14 protein-coding genes and 2 tRNA genes are annotated in these 16,314 nt (G+C 58.3%); 7 read left to right on the top strand and 9 right to left on the bottom strand.

Translation table 11 applies throughout. The features are described from left to right. Window positions 1-218 precede the first annotated feature (218 nt). The 5 genes from lon (at window position 219) to VIL88_RS07885 (ending at window position 4,200) form a co-directional block, all read left to right on the top strand. Window positions 219-2,651, top strand: coding sequence for an endopeptidase La (gene lon, locus VIL88_RS07905; protein ID WP_331987548.1), 2,433 nt, complete (start codon window positions 219-221; stop codon window positions 2,649-2,651). A gap of 66 nt (window positions 2,652-2,717) precedes the next feature. After that, a complete protein-coding gene (locus VIL88_RS07900; RefSeq protein WP_331987546.1) occupies window positions 2,718-3,173 on the top strand; it encodes a hypothetical protein in 456 nt (151 codons plus the stop codon). Between the two features lie 214 nt (window positions 3,174-3,387). Beyond that, the gene (locus VIL88_RS07895; protein WP_331987544.1) at window positions 3,388-3,672 is read left to right on the top strand and encodes an HU family DNA-binding protein; all 285 of its coding nucleotides are present in this window, start codon (window positions 3,388-3,390) and stop codon (window positions 3,670-3,672) included. Window positions 3,673-3,795: 123 nt separating this feature from the next. Further along, window positions 3,796-3,871, top strand: a tRNA-Val gene (locus tag VIL88_RS07890). Window positions 3,872-4,123: 252 nt separating this feature from the next. Beyond that, window positions 4,124-4,200 (top strand) — tRNA-Asp (locus VIL88_RS07885). Between the two features lie 39 nt (window positions 4,201-4,239). Here the strand turns inward: VIL88_RS07885 and VIL88_RS07880 are convergent. The 4 genes from VIL88_RS07880 to VIL88_RS07865 form a co-directional block, all read right to left on the bottom strand. Then, window positions 4,240-5,433, bottom strand: coding sequence for a hypothetical protein (locus VIL88_RS07880; protein WP_331987542.1), 1,194 nt, complete (start codon window positions 5,431-5,433; stop codon window positions 4,240-4,242). A 1,022-nt stretch (window positions 5,434-6,455) separates the two neighbouring features. Further along, window positions 6,456-7,850, bottom strand: coding sequence for a DUF6035 family protein (locus tag VIL88_RS07875; RefSeq protein WP_331987540.1), 1,395 nt, complete (start codon window positions 7,848-7,850; stop codon window positions 6,456-6,458). Window positions 7,851-8,139: 289 nt separating this feature from the next. After that, entirely contained in the window at window positions 8,140-9,405 is a 1,266-nt protein-coding gene (locus VIL88_RS07870; protein ID WP_331987538.1) for an AAA family ATPase, read from the bottom strand. A gap of 106 nt (window positions 9,406-9,511) precedes the next feature. Then, window positions 9,512-9,649: a hypothetical protein gene (locus tag VIL88_RS07865; protein WP_331987536.1), complete on the bottom strand. Its 138-nt coding sequence runs from the start codon at window positions 9,647-9,649 to the stop codon at window positions 9,512-9,514. Between the two features lie 201 nt (window positions 9,650-9,850). On the opposite strand from VIL88_RS07865, the gene VIL88_RS07860 reads away from it, so the two are divergent. After that, the gene (locus tag VIL88_RS07860; protein ID WP_331987534.1) at window positions 9,851-10,165 is read left to right on the top strand and encodes a winged helix-turn-helix domain-containing protein; all 315 of its coding nucleotides are present in this window, start codon (window positions 9,851-9,853) and stop codon (window positions 10,163-10,165) included. Between the two features lie 1,439 nt (window positions 10,166-11,604). Next, entirely contained in the window at window positions 11,605-12,339 is a 735-nt protein-coding gene (locus VIL88_RS07855; protein ID WP_331987532.1) for a Crp/Fnr family transcriptional regulator, read from the top strand. Window positions 12,340-12,991: 652 nt separating this feature from the next. Here VIL88_RS07855 and rpoZ read toward each other — a convergent pair. From rpoZ to VIL88_RS07830, 5 genes are all read right to left on the bottom strand, one after another. Continuing rightward, complete coding sequence (gene rpoZ, locus VIL88_RS07850) at window positions 12,992-13,306, bottom strand: DNA-directed RNA polymerase subunit omega (RefSeq protein WP_331987530.1); 315 nt, start codon at window positions 13,304-13,306, stop codon at window positions 12,992-12,994. Window positions 13,307-13,310: 4 nt separating this feature from the next. Beyond that, window positions 13,311-14,042, bottom strand: a complete 732-nt coding sequence (locus VIL88_RS07845) for an NADH dehydrogenase ubiquinone Fe-S protein 4 (protein WP_331987528.1) — start codon at window positions 14,040-14,042, stop codon at window positions 13,311-13,313. A 71-nt stretch (window positions 14,043-14,113) separates the two neighbouring features. Continuing rightward, the gene (locus VIL88_RS07840; protein WP_331987526.1) at window positions 14,114-14,614 is read right to left on the bottom strand and encodes an Hsp20/alpha crystallin family protein; all 501 of its coding nucleotides are present in this window, start codon (window positions 14,612-14,614) and stop codon (window positions 14,114-14,116) included. Window positions 14,615-14,712: 98 nt separating this feature from the next. After that, the gene (locus tag VIL88_RS07835; RefSeq protein WP_331987525.1) at window positions 14,713-15,189 is read right to left on the bottom strand and encodes an Hsp20 family protein; all 477 of its coding nucleotides are present in this window, start codon (window positions 15,187-15,189) and stop codon (window positions 14,713-14,715) included. Window positions 15,190-16,033: 844 nt separating this feature from the next. Beyond that, window positions 16,034-16,314: alpha/beta hydrolase (locus VIL88_RS07830; protein ID WP_414650118.1), on the bottom strand; the 281-nt coding region annotated here is incomplete at its 5' end.

Genomic DNA, 16,314 nt, shown 5'->3' with positions numbered 1-16,314 from the left:
AACCGTCTTGCAGCAAAGGCACATCGCTGTTCCCCGGCGCGCGAACATATCTCCTGTGCGTAGGTGTATTAACCGTCACAAATCCGCGAAGGTTGACTTGTGCAGCCGGTAGGCGGACCTATTTATTAACCGGAATCAGCGCAGCCTGCATGGCTGTAGCTGTCTAGACGGGCGCGCTACCATCTCCTTCCCTTCGCGCGCCCCGGAAAGGATACGAGATGACGGACGTCACCCCCGCCACTGGCGATGCAAGCCGGGACCGGGTTTACCCAGTTCTACCCCTGCGTGATATCGTCGTTTTCCCCGGCATGATCGTGCCGCTGTTCGTCGGCCGCGAGAAGTCGGTCAAGGCGCTTGAAGAAGTCATGCGCGACGACAAGCATATTCTGGTCGTGACGCAGAAGAACGCGCAGGACGATGATCCGGCCCCGGACCAGATTTACGACACCGGCACCATCGCCACCGTTTTGCAGCTGCTCAAGCTTCCCGATGGCACCGTAAAGGTGCTGGTCGAGGGTCTTAGCCGCGCAACCATCGATCGCTATCTGCAGACGGTCGACTATTTCGAGGCCGAAGCCTCCATCCTGCCCGAGCCTGTCGAGGATGCGACCGAGCTCGAGGCTCTGGCACGTTCGGCCCAGACCGAGTTCGAGAGCTATGTGAAGCTCAACAAGAAGATCTCGGCCGAGGTCGTGGCTGCCGTGGGGCAGATCGAGAACCACTCCAAGCTCGCCGACACCATTGCCAGCCATCTCGTCATCAAGATCAACGAGAAGGAAGACCTCCTGTCGACCCTTTCTGTCGCCGAGCGCTTCCAGAAGATCCTTGGCCTGATGGAAGGCGAGATCGGCGTTCTGCAGGTGGAAAAGCGCATCCGCTCGCGCGTCAAGCGCCAGATGGAAAAGACCCAGCGCGAATACTACCTCAACGAACAGATGAAGGCGATCCAGAAGGAACTGGGCGACGGCGAAGAGGGCTCCAACGAGGTCGCAGAGATCGAGGAGCGCATCGCCAAGACCAAGCTCAGCAAGGAAGCCAAGCAGAAGGCCGAGTCCGAGCTCAAGAAGCTCAAGTCCATGAGCCCGATGTCGGCCGAAGCCACAGTCGTGCGTAACTACCTCGATACGCTTCTGGGCCTGCCCTGGGGCAAGAAGAGCAAGGTTAAGCGCGACCTGGTCCTGGCCGAAAAGGTGCTGGACGAGGATCACTACGGCCTTGAGAAGGTCAAGGAGCGCATCCTCGAATATCTGGCTGTCCAGAGCCGTACCGGTACGCTCCGCGGCCCGATCCTCTGCCTCGTTGGCCCTCCGGGCGTCGGCAAGACCTCGCTGGGCAAGTCAATCGCCAAGGCGACTGGCCGCGAGTTCGTGCGCATGGCGCTTGGTGGCGTCCGTGACGAAGCCGAGATTCGCGGTCACCGCCGCACCTATATCGGCTCCATGCCCGGCAAGGTCATCCAGTCGCTCAAGAAGGTGGGCAAGTCCAACCCGCTCTTCCTGCTCGACGAGATCGACAAGATGGGCCAGGACTTCCGCGGCGATCCGTCTTCGGCTCTCCTCGAAGTGCTCGATCCGGAACAGAACAACACCTTCGCCGATCACTACCTCGAGGTCGACTATGACCTCTCGGACGTGATGTTCGTCACCACTTCGAACACGCTCAACATTCCCGGCCCGCTGATGGACCGCATGGAGATCATTCGCCTCTCGGGCTATACCGAGCAGGAGAAGCACGCGATCGCCAAGCAGCACCTGATCCCGGAGACGCTGAAGGAAAACGGTCTCGCCCACGGCGAATTCGTTCTCTCCGACGAGATGCTGACGCTTCTGATCCAGCGCTATACGCGTGAGGCAGGCGTGCGCAATCTCAAGCGCGAGATCGGCAAGCTGATGCGCAAGGCCGTGACCGAGATCGTCAAGACCAAGGTCAAGTCGATCGTGATCGACGAGGAAAAGCTGACCGCCTATCTGGGCGCCGACATCTACAAGCATGGCGTGATCGAGGCCGAGGCACAGGTTGGTCTGGTGACCGGTCTTGCCTGGACTTCGGTCGGCGGCGAACTGCTGACCATCGAAGGCGTGATGACGCCGGGCAAGGGCCGCATGTCGGTCACCGGCAACATCAAGGAAGTAATGAAGGAGTCGCTGACTGCGGCCACTGCCTATGTGCGATCCCGCTCGATCGACTTCGGCATCAAGCCGCCGATGTTCGACACGCGCGACATCCATGTCCACCTGCCTGAAGGTGCAACGCCCAAGGACGGTCCATCTGCCGGTATCGGTCTGGCTACGGCCATCGTCTCGGTGATGACCGGCATTCCGGTCCGCAACGACGTCGCCATGACCGGCGAGATCACGCTGCGGGGCAGGGTGCTGCCCATTGGCGGCCTCAAGGAGAAGCTCCTGGCGGCCCTTCGCGGCGGCATCAAGACGGTGCTTATCCCCGAGGAGAATGTTCGCGATCTCGCCGAGATCCCGGACATCGTTAAGGAAGGCATGGAGATCGTGCCGGTCAGCCGCATGGATCAGGTGATCGAGCGTGCCCTGGTGCGCAAGCCTGAGCCGATCGAGTGGAACTTCGACGAGGTTACCCCCGCCGTCTCGACCACGGTAGATGCGGGCGACGACGCCACGACCGGCCTGCCGCACTAAGGCAGGCGCATAAACCGATGAAGCCCGGCAGCAATGCCGGGCTTTTTCTTTAGGGCTGGAGCCACTTTGAGAATCGGCCGCGACAAGCAGGCAGGCAACATCTACAAACATCGGGCCGACGTGTTGGAAAGCATGCGCTCTCCGCGGCCCGAGATGACCGAGATGATCAAGAAATTTGCCGCCGTGCTGTCCCTGCTCGCCGTGACCAGCCTTTCCGCCGCTGCCTTCGCCCAGGAGGAGGAAGTCAGCGATGCCGTTGACCAGACCCTCTGGTGCGGCGGCCTCTTTGCCGCCGTGACGCAGATCGAAGGCGTCAGTGCTGAAGACAAGGCGATTGCCGAGGAAAAGGCCACTGCCATCTACACTCAGGCCGTGATCGCCATGGAAGAAGACGGCATCGCCGAAACCGAGCATGACCGCCTGCTCGAGTACTATACGGGCATGGCCGTGGACGAACTCACCACCGAAGGCGCCGAAATGCGCTATACCGCCGAGGAATGTGACGCGCTGATCGCCGAGTAGCACCGAGGGGCCGGCAGGCGGGAAAGCCCCGGAAAACGGCGGAAAGCATCAATCCGGACTTGCAGGCCCAAATTTTCCGGTTCATTAACATGGTTGTACCGCCCGGCCTCGTGAAAACCCCGGAAATCCTTGCCTTTCGGCCAGAATCGACCAAGGGTTGCCGCGTTTTACGGCTTCGCCAGCGAAGGCGGGCAATTCACTGTGAGGAAACGCTATGAACAAGAACGATCTGGTTGGCCTCGTTGCCGACAAGGCTACGATCACCAAGGCACAGGCTGCTGAAGCGGTGGACGCAGTGTTCGAGGCCATCACCGGCGCCCTGAAGGCTGGCGAAGAAGTTCGCCTCGTCGGTTTCGGCACCTTTGCCGTGTCGGCTCGCAAGGCCTCGACCGGCCGCAACCCGGCCACCGGCGCCGAGATCCAGATCCCGGCCTCCAACCAAGCCAAGTTCAAGCCCGGCAAGGGCCTGAAGGACGCCATCAACGACGCAGCGAAGTAAGATCGTCGTTTCAGACGCTTCCGATTGGCCCCGAGTGCTTGCGCCGGGGCCTTTCATTTGCCGGTTGACGCGCGGCGTCCGGCACCCTAATCAGGGCCCACTGCTTCGGGCCCCCGGCCCTGCGGGCGATTAGCTCAGTTGGTAGAGCGCCTCGTTTACACCGAGGATGTCGGCGGTTCGAGTCCGTCATCGCCCACCAGTTTTCCCGTGACATCGTTGTGCTAGCATATGACCAGCACATTGCTGACGTATGCAGGCGCGAAGTGAGCACTCGGGTGCTCATCTTTCCCATCAAGACATCGCTGTACGACATTGGCCAGCCGACGCTTTTCCACAGCCCATTTCGGCATTCATGAAAATGTCGTCCCGATCCCACTTTGCTCCCTTGACTTGCCAATGAGGGGCCAGTAAACGGACCACACGTTGCGCGAACGACTTGTTCGCAAGCGCTGCGGGAGTAGCTCAGTTGGTTAGAGCGCCGGCCTGTCACGCCGGAGGTCGCGGGTTCGAGCCCCGTCTCTCGCGCCACCCTTTCCTAGGGTTTGCGCGTTTTATTCTCCCTGAGTTTCAACTTTTGGCCGCACCGAGTTTCAACTTTTTGAACTCGTTGTGTTCTTCGCTCAAAAGTTTTCGCCCCTTCTTCCTTGCCTCATCGGCTGCTCGAACTGCTGCTGCGTTAACAGGCATGTAAATTTTCTGCAGTTTCCGGTTCTGATCGATGGAGTTGCCCATCTTTGCAGCCAAGAACTCTACAGATGCGCCCCCCGCATTGGCTTCAACCGCACCAGTGCGACGCATGTCCATCAGCCTCCTGGTCTCCTCTTCGCCAAAAAGTTCAAGGCGGACTTCTGCGAAATCGCTGCTCAGTTTATCCTTAGTGTAAGGTACTGGCAGGCGCGGTCGCCCACCTTTGCCACTTGGGACAAAGCCCTTAGTGCGGAACAGGGGCGCCTCACCGTGCAGAACAAAGCTCTGCGCGTTGAGATAGGCTTCCACAAGGCGTTGAGCCCGAGGGGAAAGGATGCCCAACGCCGGCTCTTCGGTTTTTCCCCGAGTGATCATAAACGCCATATCGCTGCCACTGGTGACGGCCTGAGCTGGCACAAGTTCCCGGCAATCCACAGGTGAGAACTGGGTGTCCCAAGCAACCGCGATTATGCAGGCAAGCCCAGTCCTACCCGTGCGGATGGCATGCTTTACCAAACGGACCACTTCTCCTTCGCGCCACGTTTGAGTGCGCCCGGCGACGCCGGTTTTTCGTATAGCTTTCGAGGGGTCTCCTGGAGGAGCGAGTTTGAGGCTGACCAGAACGGTATACAGAGCGCGCCAATACTTCAGCGCGCGACCGGCTTCGCCGATGCCCTTCTTTGCGATCAGATGATTATACCAGCGATCCAGGAGTTCCAGGGTGACCGTGGTGGGGGCCGCGGTGCCAAAAGCAGGCTCTATGTATACCCAGCTCCTTTCCCAATCCTCCCGCGTCCTAGGCTCCTTTTTTGCCCACTCTTGAGTGCGACGGAATCGGGCGAAACCATCACCCACGCTTCCGGGTGGATAAAACTTCCCTTTGGGAGCGGCTTCTAGGCCACGGCGGGCCCTCTGGTATCGCTCTTCCCATTCCCTGGCGATCTTCCACGCATCGGGGCCGTCTAGACCGCATCTGACATTTTGAAACCCAAGCTTTTTCATCGCCGGCGTAGGAAGCCAGTACCCATACTTTCCTTTCCTGATAACGTAATGCTTGAGCTTGATGTCAGCCAATTTGCGCGAGCCTTTGCTCGAAGCCGTCGGCTGCATCTATTGCGCGCGATGCCTGCTGGGACAGCCCAGACCTGCGGTCAAGCCAAGCTTCGATTGCCCTCAGGTCGTAATTGCCGGTTACTGGGTCAGGCAGAGGAAAGCCGCTTTGGCGCAACTCGGGCTCAAGCTGAAGAAAAGCACTTACCGTCAGGCCAATGCGCCGTGCGGCAACATGTGCAGGCACGCAGCGTGGAATAACGTGGAAGCGCATTTCAGTTTTGATGGCGAAAAGCCATCCCTCCCCGACGAAAGGGATGTTCGAGAAGGATGCGAGCTCCGTAGACGCAGGAAAAGCTTCCTGGACTCGCGGTTCCGGTCGTTTTTCGGAAATAAGATGTTGTAGTCGTGAGCATCCTGCGCAGCCATTCTTTTGCGTTCTGCAAGAACCCTTGTGCATAAAAGGTTGTAGAAACATCGGGAAATTGGCTTCCTGACATATTTTTAGGCTTGCGATTCTCGCCCTTGTGGATTTTTCACAAATTGAGCCAAGCCGTTGTTATAACATGCGCTTCTTCTGCTCTAGGGATTGGAAAAAGTATTTCCTTACCTTCCTTCGCTCAGAAGTCCGGCCAGTTCCTCCAATTTCAAATGCCGCGGGGGTCGACCCGACCAGCTAATGCTTGGTTGGGATCGTGGTGATGCGACTGCTATGCTTCGCATGCATTGGAAACTGGAGCCTTGAACTGGCCTTGACCCCAGCTCAGGCCGCTGGTCGCCTACGGCGTGTACCAGCTCCCATGGAGCTGGTTTGGGGAAAGGGTAGGCGGCCTGCTCTGACGTCAACCTCTGTGCTCGAATGCCTTTTTTTCACGGACGCGCGCGGGCGCCCCCCTGTTCTTTCTTCTCTTTTCTTTCTTATTGTCCCGGAGAAGGCCGCCCTTGGCGGCCTCTTTGGCGTCTGGTTACCCCGACCAGAGGGAGTGGAGTAACCTTACGCCAGCAGCCCGCGACATCGGAATGTCCCGGGCTGCTTCTCTTCTCTTTTAGTGAGAGCTGCGGCGGTGGACGTGGGGAGCAAACCTTGGCGACTTAACCAGCAGCTTGAAGCCGATCCAGGGGAACAGCACCGACAGCATTTGGGCGTGATTGCGGATGATGGGCGTAACCCCCTCAGTAGTCGCGAGCAACGCGTTGAGCTGGTTGCGGTGATCAGCGGTAAGTGCGGCACGAACCTGAGGCGACATCTTACAAACCGTCTCCATCAGCGGCGCCCAATCCTTTGCGTTGCGAATGGTCAGCACGGTTGCGGTCGCCTGATGCATGGCCTCGAGGGCGACAGGGCGTGCCGTTGGTTCGGTGCAGGACGCATAAGCTTCCGCCGCAAGCAACCAAGCGAGAACCGCGCCCACCCCCTGAGCGATCGCGGTGTCGATATCGCAGCCTCTGAGCTGACGCGCGATCGTCGTCCATTCGAACCGCATCCATTCAAGCGGCTTGCCCTCCGCAAGAGCCGAGCGCATGGACGCCCGCTGTGGGCCGAAGTGCTGGGAAACCTGGGTGGCCAGAGACTGACGATAGCGCTTTTCGCCTTCCGCCTTGCGCACTGCCGGATCCATGAGGATGGTCTCTTGGTCGACCACGTCGCCCTCCCAGACGTTGTGAACGGGAAGGGTTGGGGCGAGCCTGGGCATGATGCTCAGTTCCCAGAGCTGGATCCTGCTCTGCTCGACGCAGGCGGCGACGACATCAGCGTCGAGTGCAAAGATGCGGCCCCCCATGCCGAGGTAAATGTCGCGAAAGGCCAACTGGCTCAGGCGGTCGAGATCGGCAGTATCCGTAACCCAGATGTGACGAATTTTGTTTGCCGCGTAAAAGGCCCCCCGCTCTAGGATGGTTGCGAGGGATGCGGCTGCCAGCTGCACGTCAACCGCCACTGCTTGGCCGTCGAGCACGAAGCTCACGTCAGGCTGGCGCCGGGAGCCATCTAGTGCCCGGATCTGGCGCTCGATCTGGATGTCCGTGACGTTGGGATCCTGCGACAAACAGAACGCCAGCATGTGCTTGAGGTTGGAATGGTCAGTGCCTTCGGCTAACCCGGCGAACTTGACTGCACCGATGTCGTGCAGATTCGCGGCGGTGCGCCTCCGGCAGGGCGGGGCGCCCGCGTTGGCATGATGCTTGAAGTGCGCGCCGCGGCCGTCACGCGGGGTGTCCGCGGATGCCGGGTTCTGAGCAACAAACAAAGGCTCGTTGCAGTCCGGGCACCGAAAGCGCGGATAACCGGCCACATAAGCCGTGCGCACATCTGCACGGAGTTCACTCAGACCAACTTCCGTCAGAGGATCAAGGATGTTTCGGGCCAGACGGACTTGCTGGCCCGAGGGCATCGTGGTGTCGGTGACGTTTTCGATGGCGCGAAGTTGGATGGTCTTGTTCATGGTCTGCGTCCTATTTTTGCGTTTTTTCAAGTAATCAGTTGAGAAGAGGGCGGGCGGCTGCCGCATCGGCGCGGTCCAGGGGTTTTGTGGAGTTTGTGCAGCGAGGTGAGGCGACCCGTGCGAACGGCACGGACCAGCGGAGCTATAAGCTCGTCGCGCAGACCGCGGCGCTGCACCTCACTCCGGGCGTTGGCGTGTTGATACGAATGACGGTGCAACGATCGCGCAGGGGTCCAGTGATGTGATTAAAGGTCATTGCAGGTTTGCGTTTTTTGGAGAAATGGTGGGTTCAGTGATGGCGTGCGCGGCGCAGCGTGGCTTCGGCTGCATCGAGCACCCGGTTGAGCCGGCGCAGGCTCTTGATCTCGCCGCGGGTACAGGCGCGGGTGAGCATGTGGACAAGTTCAGGTTCGAGGTGCCGCCGCTTGACCTCAGCCTTCGCCATCGCTGCCAGGTCCCTGGAGGTCATCGGCGGGATCTGGATGATCTTGCAGCGGTCGCGAACAGTCCGGGGGATCTTCTCAAGATCGTTGGCGAGCAGCACCCAGTTGAGGAAGCGCAGATCCAGATCGATCTGGAGGTACTGCTCGTGAACGCGCCCCGCCGTGGTCCTTTCCAGAAACGGCAGCAGCGACTCCGCTGCGTTCGGCCGGGCGCCGGTGGAGTGGTCGGTCACCTTGTCCACCTCGTCAAAGACCACGAGCGGGTTGCCGACGCCGTGCTTGATCAGGCCCAGGTAAATCGCGCTGGGCCGCGACGCTCGGTAAATGGCGTCACCCCCAGTCAAATCCACGGTGGTCATCATGGTGGAGCCGTCGAGATAGATCAGCGGCAGCGCTGAGGCCTGGGCCAACATGTGGACCAGCGTCGTCTTGCCCAAACCTGGCGGCGAGACGATGATTGTTGGGTCAAAGTGGAAGAAGTTGGCGCCGTGCACGAGGCTCAGATGCGCGCTCTGGCGCATCGCGTTGAGAAAGGGTGCAAAGATTGGCGCCTGCGCGAAGACGTTGCTCGCCACTTCGTCGACCGCGTGCTCGGTGTGAGGTCCAATGAGCTTGAGAGGCTTGTCGGCCTTCATCTTCCAGCGCAGCTGTTCCCGCTGTTCAGGGATTTCGCTGCGGGATTCTTCCCTCAAGCTGTCCATCGACATGATGTCGGTGAGACGCATGTAGGTCTTGGGACCTGTGGTCAGGTGCACCGTGCGCGGCTTGCCCATCTGGACTGAGCCCAAAGCACGGTCCTGCCGGTCCACATCATCAGGGGTGAGCCCATCGGGATGGTGCCACTCTTGGCTGTGACGAGCAGCAGCCTCTTCCTCCGCCTGCTCGGCATCGTACTGCGCCATCTGTTCGGGGGTGTTGCCCAGATCGAGCGGGTCGAAGTTGGGGTCGTCGGACAGGCGCTTGGCCGAGCCTTGGTTCTTGGGCGGACCCTTGCCATCATCATCCGAAGGCGGTTCAGCGTCATCACCATAATCGGGGACGTACATTTTGTAGTTTTTGAAGTTCTTACTCATTGTAGCGGCTTTCAGAGCGAGCGAAGCCGTGGCGTGCACAGCACGCGGGAGCCAAGCTCGAAGGTGATTGGATGCGCGGCGTTGCTGCCTCTGGCGGTCAGTCAGAGATCAGTTCAGCGAGGGTATGCGCAGGGAAGGGGAGCGGCTAAGCGCGCGCCGATACCAGGCAGGCGCCGTGCACAGCACAAGCGCCAGGCCATCCAATCGACCAGAAGCGGTCGCAATGATCGGGAAGAGAAGGGTTGCTGCGAATCTTGTCGCAGCCATAGATATGGTCAGCCATGTGGCGTCTCCTGTTACAGCAGGGATGGTCACCTGGTCAGGCCGTCAGTGTTGTTAGCGCAACGCTGGCGGCCGCCTCATTTGGCGACCATGAGTCCTGGCGGACTCGTTGTATAGCTTGACAGCGCAGCTACGATTGTCACGCGAGTTCACGCGGATTGGTTAACAAGGCGGTCGCTGTTTCACTTCGAAGGATATCGAAATGACTGACGATGAAGCCTTCGAGATGCTGTCCGCCCTAGGCGATCACATTCGTTTCGATTATTTTCGAAGGGTGTGTGACGAGGCCGGCGTCACTGCAACAGAACTGTCGTCCGGCAAGGCGGCTTCCACAACTTCTCACCACCTCGCTAAGTTGGAAAAGGCTGGTCTGATCACGGCTGATCGGGTGGGCAAGACGAAGAAGTACACGGCAGACTGGACGAAGTTGCATGCACTTGCGCAATGGGTGAATGGGCGTGCCGAAGACGCTCAGTCCAGCGCGGTCCGCCAGTTCATGCTTGGCATGGGCGATTAGCCAAACATCTAGTGCCGTCAATCGGGAGCAATGCGTCGGGCACACCTTGACCGTAGCCTTCAACTATCAGCAGTTCTCCGAAAATTTCTTCGGCCCGTCATCAAACCACCCCCTGAACGGCCTGGCAGCATCCGACCCCCAAAGAAACGTTTGACCTCAGCCGTTCATTGCCAGGAAGCCGCCCCTGTAGGGCCTTAACGTCACCAAGCATCGCGTGTCACGCTATCAGATTTTAGGGACGAGATCTCACCTACAAACCAAATACGTTCTCAATTTTGGCTTCACAGTATTGATCCTTGTCACTTACAGAAATCAGCAGGTGCTGACTGTAAAGAAACTGTGAATCTCTGCTGAACTCCGCTCTCAGTGAGCCTGAAGGGGTCTTGGGATACCCCACGCCCGCCTTCCACATCTCGGGGCTAAACGTCCCCAGTTCTCCGAATGCCTCCCTCAAAGAGGTCTCTGACACCAAATCACAGATATCCTCCGTGATGATGGTGAGGCCCAACTTTGGCAGGTGCTCGTCCATCAACTGAACAATCTTACGTGCCAAAGCACTGCGTGGATCCGACGCGGTTCCACAGCCTGCGAGAAGCAGTAACGCCAGACAGCTTACCATTATAAGTCGCAAGACACGTGCCCTCCGATCCAGCGGAATCTCAATACCGGTGTTTCAGCATGAGGCTTATGTCTGCTCAATCCGCAGCTACCAATTAAAGCCGCCAGTCCGCATGCCACCCCGCCCCAGCCTGTCGTCAGGCGAACCCGCACGCACTCAACGCAACTGCTTTAGCGCCTCTAAAGAGGCTGCGGGTCCCGTGCAAGTGGAAGACTGGAGCGTGATGCTTGAGGCGCGGGCTCTCTACCAGCAGGAAAACGCAACCACCGATCTGGGTGCCCCTGCCGCGGTTTCCTACGATATCAGTGACGAGTGTTACACTTGGTGTCGGCTACAATTTCGGACGTTTCACCGATGACCTCAGTGACCAGACGTTCGATGATTAGGGAGTATTCCTGAACATGACCGCTAAATTATAGGGTAAAGTGGTCAGCAATGCTGCATCTTCTCAGGTGTCCCTTTGTGTTACCCCAAAGTCTACCACTAAGCCTCACGTCTCGACCAGCTCATCAGAGTTCTGATTGGGCTGACCATCCTGATCTCATGGATTGATCCGCGGGTTCACCATCGGGAGCCTCAGGATTCCAAAGGCGGTCCTACAGAGTGTCACAAGTCCTTGGGTAAACACCCAAGTGTCCTCCCTATTTGATTCGAAATGCCTTTGGTGACCTAAAGTTCCGCTTCGTTGCCATAGTCCGATCTCAGGTTTCACCCCGACCGCCTTGGCTGTGTTTTAGGGGCAGCCCTGTGAGCTTCATAGCTGAAGCCGATACACTCGACTATTCTGCAGCTCGCTTAGCGCAGACGAGCCATAAGACACATGACCAGTGAACCTTTGAAGTATCTATTCCGACGCTTGGGAGCGTGGGACGACCTGAGTGAGGAGGAGCGGGCGGCTCTGGTCGAGGCCGCTGGCGAGACTAAGGTCATGCCAAGGGGATCTGAGATCGTCCGCGAGGGGCAGAGCCCAAGCTTCTGCACCCTTCTCGTTGGGGGAATGGTAGCCCGGGAAAAATCCCTAGAAGAGGGTGGCAAACAGATAACCGCAATTCATATTGCGGGTGATTTGATCGACCTGCACACATTCCTTCTTTCCAAGCTCGACCATGATCTTGTCGCGCTAACCGAGGTCAAACTGATCAGCTTCCCGCACCGGAAGTTGAAGGCGATCACCGAACAACTTCCTCATTTGACGCGTCTCCTTTGGCTGTCTACTCTCATCGACAGCGCGATCCACCGGCAGTGGCTTGTGGCAATGGGCAGGACGTCGGCACTCGCACATGCTGCTCACTTCTTCTGTGAAATCTACGTACGATCAGACTTGGTGGGGCTCGCTGACGAGCATAGGTCCATTCCGTTCGCTATAACCCAACAGCAGTTGGCTGACACATTGGGATTGTCGGCGGTGCATGTGAGCCGCGTTGTGCAGGAACTACGACGCCAGAACTTGATCACGTGGGATGGTAAGCGTCTGTCGGTTTTGGACTGGGATGGCTTGCAATCACTAGGTCAATTCGATCCGTCCTTCTTGGACGTGGTCGTTCGACGGCGATAGCGACCTTGAAGTACCCTCTGAGCTCAGCCGAGGGGCCTATGGGTTCACCCCAGATTGCTGATGGTGCCCACCAGGATAGCCAAGGTGACAGTGACAGCCACTAAGGCGATCTCGAAACGACCGAAGTACATCATGTACCTGAGGGGCTCCTGAGGGAGATCGACCACGCTCCCAAACAGCAACAAGACCAACGTGTCCTTGAAGGGTCCCAGGGGACATCGAGGGATCGGGCGTAGTGATCGCTCGGAAGAGGGGGGCACCAATGCGTCCCCTGGGTTTCACGAGAATACCTTAGGCTTCCGGAGGTTCCTAGACCCCAAGCAAGTTTACTCCAGCCTCCAGGTGCCACCCAGGATAGCCATGGCTGCTTTCAAGGCACTATCGCCCCTTTGATGGCTTGTGGGGAGCCACTGGGGTTCCTCGGGCTTCAACCGGCGCTGTCTTGGAAGTATGCGCCGGACTTCCCGGGTCCAGTTGTCGAAATCGTCCGCGTCCATAGGTGGTCCTATCGGACATTTTTGCGAAAAATTTGTGAAGCCATATATACATACGAGTCGAGCACCGTTCCCCCCGGTGGATGTGGGGTCTCCCGGCCTTTTGGGCGTCCTACTCCGCGACCGAGCCAGGGCTCCATGTTCTTGAGATTGGTAGATCAATGAACCGTGTTCCCCCTAGGGAACCCGGCCGCGGCAACCTCCTTGTGCGGAGGGGTGCTGCCGCAAAGCTCGTCAGGCGCCGCAAGCAGATGCGGTGTAGAACTGCCAGGGAGGAAGACGCCAAGTTCCCGCGGCGTAAACACACCAGCAGCGATCTCGCGAAGTGCCAGTTCGGTGCTATCCAGTTCGGGAGCTTGGATCTGAACTGGAGCGCCGTTCCGGAGGGCTCGAGCCCGCGCGGCAGCGGCAAGAGCAAGGCCAAACCGATTTGGCACCTGTTTCTGGCAATCAAAGACAACTAACGAGTCCATGAGTCTAGGCCCTCCTGCGCACGGAAGGTTGCCGCTCGCCGGCAACATCGTGCTCGAGCCAGACAAGGGCTTCTTCCACGGCATCAAGGCGTGACGGCAAGCTGTTATCCGGCATGCCTTCACCGGTAGCTTGGTCCATCAGATATTCAGTGTAGGCCCAGTTCATCAGGATGGACCGCTTGGCTTCACGGGACAGCGACGGATCCAAAGTGACATCCATTGGTGAAGCCCATCCGCGAGGGCCCGACCGGTCTTCGCGGGCCGCGGCACCGGCCATAGCCTCCCCATAGGTCTCTTGAAGATTCTCAAGTCCCAGCCTTGCAAGGGTGGCGTCGGAAAAGGCGCCGGCGCCTGTCTTCGCACGCTCTTCGTCCTGGTCCTTACCGTCCGGAGCAACCTGATAGGTTAAGCCATCCCGCTCAGCATAGCGGATCGCAGCGTGGAGCGACGGAAAGCTCAGCTCGATTTGCGTAAGCGTGTCATCCCCTCCTGTGTAGCCCATCAACGGCTCGATAAAGGGTGGTGTGCGCCGCTCGAAACGCAGCCGCCAAGTCTTGGACGCTACCTTTGCCGAAGTGATCGGCGAGGGTGCGGGCTTATAGATGTACGCAACAGCTTCGGCCGGGAACGTGGAGTGACGCTCCGGTGAGCTGCGCGAGGTATTGTCGTTTGCAGCCGAAGCTGCTGTTAAGGGGTACGCTGAACGGTTCAGTACGTTTTCGAAATTTTCCAACATCACATCCTCCTGGGTCAGCGAAGGATGCGAGCTGACAGCAAGGCTGTTGGCTCGCCGCCAGCTCGGCAGGATTAGTGTTTGATGGGAATGCGCTTCACCTGCGACTGCGCCCTCGCACTCTTGGGGAGCACAATAGTAAGCACGCCATTCTTGAAGCGGGCATCAATCCCGTCCTCCTCAACCTCTACCCCGAGCGGAATACGCCGCTCAAACCGGCCGTAGAAATGTTCCGAAAACTGCTTGTTCTTGTCTTCGCTTTCTGAGCGTTTTTCGCCCTTGAGCGTCAGTACATCTTCGTCGAGCAGAATCTCGACATCCTTCTCCTCAAGCCCGGCGATCTCAGCGGTCACTTTGATCTCCTTGTCTGTTTCGGAGATCTCGACACTAGGCCAAGAGCAAAAAGCCCCCAGTGAGCTTAAGGCCGGTAGCGGGGTGTCAAAGCTTCTGAAAGCATCGTCAAACAACCGGTTCATCTCGCGGTGCAGCGAGAGGAAGGAATTGGGCTGCTGATCCTGGTAGGCCGGAACCTGGTTGCTGGAGCGGTTCCACGGAATAAGATCACGCACATTCATGGTACTTCTCCTTTCTGTTTCGACAGGGCACAAACCAACAGGGTGGCGCCGGACATTGCGCCCGACGTCACGTCGTTGCTCCACGGAAAACTAAGCTGTTAGGCGGCTTTGCTTTGCCCTTCGATCTGCTTGGGTTCAGCCGAGGGCGTAGCTTGGCTTGTGGCAATCGCGATCTGCCGCGGTTTCATTGCTTCAGGCAGCTCCCGCTTCAGCTCAACGGTTAGAACACCATTGGCTAGGCCAGCGCCGGTGACCATCACATAGTCAGCAAGTCGGAAGCGGCTCTGGAAAGACCCATCGCCAATGCCGCGATGCAGATACTGGGCGTTCTGCTCAGCAGATTTCTTCCCGCTCACCACCAGCGTGTTCTGCTCTTGGGTGATTGTCAGCTCATCTTGATTGAAGCCGGGAACAGCTACACTGATGCGGTAACTGTCGTCACCAATCTTGGCAATGTCGTAGCTTGGCGAAGTTCCTGCTGCTGTTAAAGCGCTCTCAGACTGAAGCGCGTTCAGCAGCCAATCGAACCCCACAGTCGACCGGAATAGAGGAGAGAAATCAAAAGTTGTGCTCATAGCCACATCCTCCTTTGAGCAACATGGATACAAGGATTTGGGGACCAGCTAGCACGCTGGCTCCACCCTGCCGGCCTTAGAGCCCGGCGTCTTTGATCTTGGAATTGCCCTCGGAAGCGTCAAGGGCTCTGGGCCCCGCCGGCACAAAATTTTTCAGGAGTCCCGGTCCGACAGGAGCGAGGCGGAAGAACCTTCGTCACCTGGCGATGAGCGAGCCAATCGCACCTACGAAGTTGGCACGGCAACTCAGACCGGTTCAGGAAAAGCTCAGCTAATCGAGAACGGTGAAGTACGGCTGGGCCAACTGGGGGCACTATCCAGAACGTAACTCCAGAGCTGTCCGAGGCAGTTGGTCTGCAGGGTACGACTGGTGCGTTGGTGGCGAGCGTAGCTCAAGGTTCGGCCGCGGAAGAGGCCTGAATAGCATCTGGTGACGTGTTTATTGCTGTTGATGGTGATCCCATGGATGGAACGACGGACCTCCGCAACCGCGTTGGGTTGACCTTGCTGGGCGAGGTGCTCGATGTCGCGCTTATTAGCACGGGCGAGGAGCGAACTGTACAAGTGACAATCAAAGAAGCTTCCGCAGAATCAATGGGGAGTCCGCCTATCGCATGGTGTATACTTTTGGGAAATTACCTAAGTGGGTAGTAACGGTCGTTATTGATGGTGGTAGACAAGTTGTGGGGCTTAACTTAGCGGCACGATCGTGAAAACCTGGAACATCTCGATGTTGCGCTCCTCACCAGTGCAGGGCTCTATTGCTTTTTTCCAGCCCGTGAATCTCGTTTGTGCTACCGCCGCTTTGGCCAGACACGAGCCGCGGTGAGAACGTGGAGTATAGTCACTGCGCTGCGTTCGATGAGCCAAGCTCGTGTGTCGGCCGCAGGTGCTCGTCAAGAAAGAGGACGGCTTGCTTCAGTGCCTGCTGGCCCTGAGGAGTATCAAGGTTGAACTGATACTCATGGTTCAATTGTTGTCCTGGTGAAAAGAACAGAGCCGAGGTGGGGACTTTGAGCTCACTAAGTCGATCAGCGAGCGTTCGAGCTTGAGGCTCCAGGGGATCAGCGTCTCCACTTGTGATAAAAGTGGGTGGAAAGGCTGAGTCAACGTTGGGGGTGATGG

The organism is Devosia sp. (assembly GCF_036563435.1).
In the GTDB taxonomy this organism is placed as follows: Bacteria; Pseudomonadota; Alphaproteobacteria; order Rhizobiales; family Devosiaceae; genus Devosia.
Note: the sequence above shows the minus strand (reverse complement) of the source record. Positions and strands in the feature narration are given on the sequence as shown.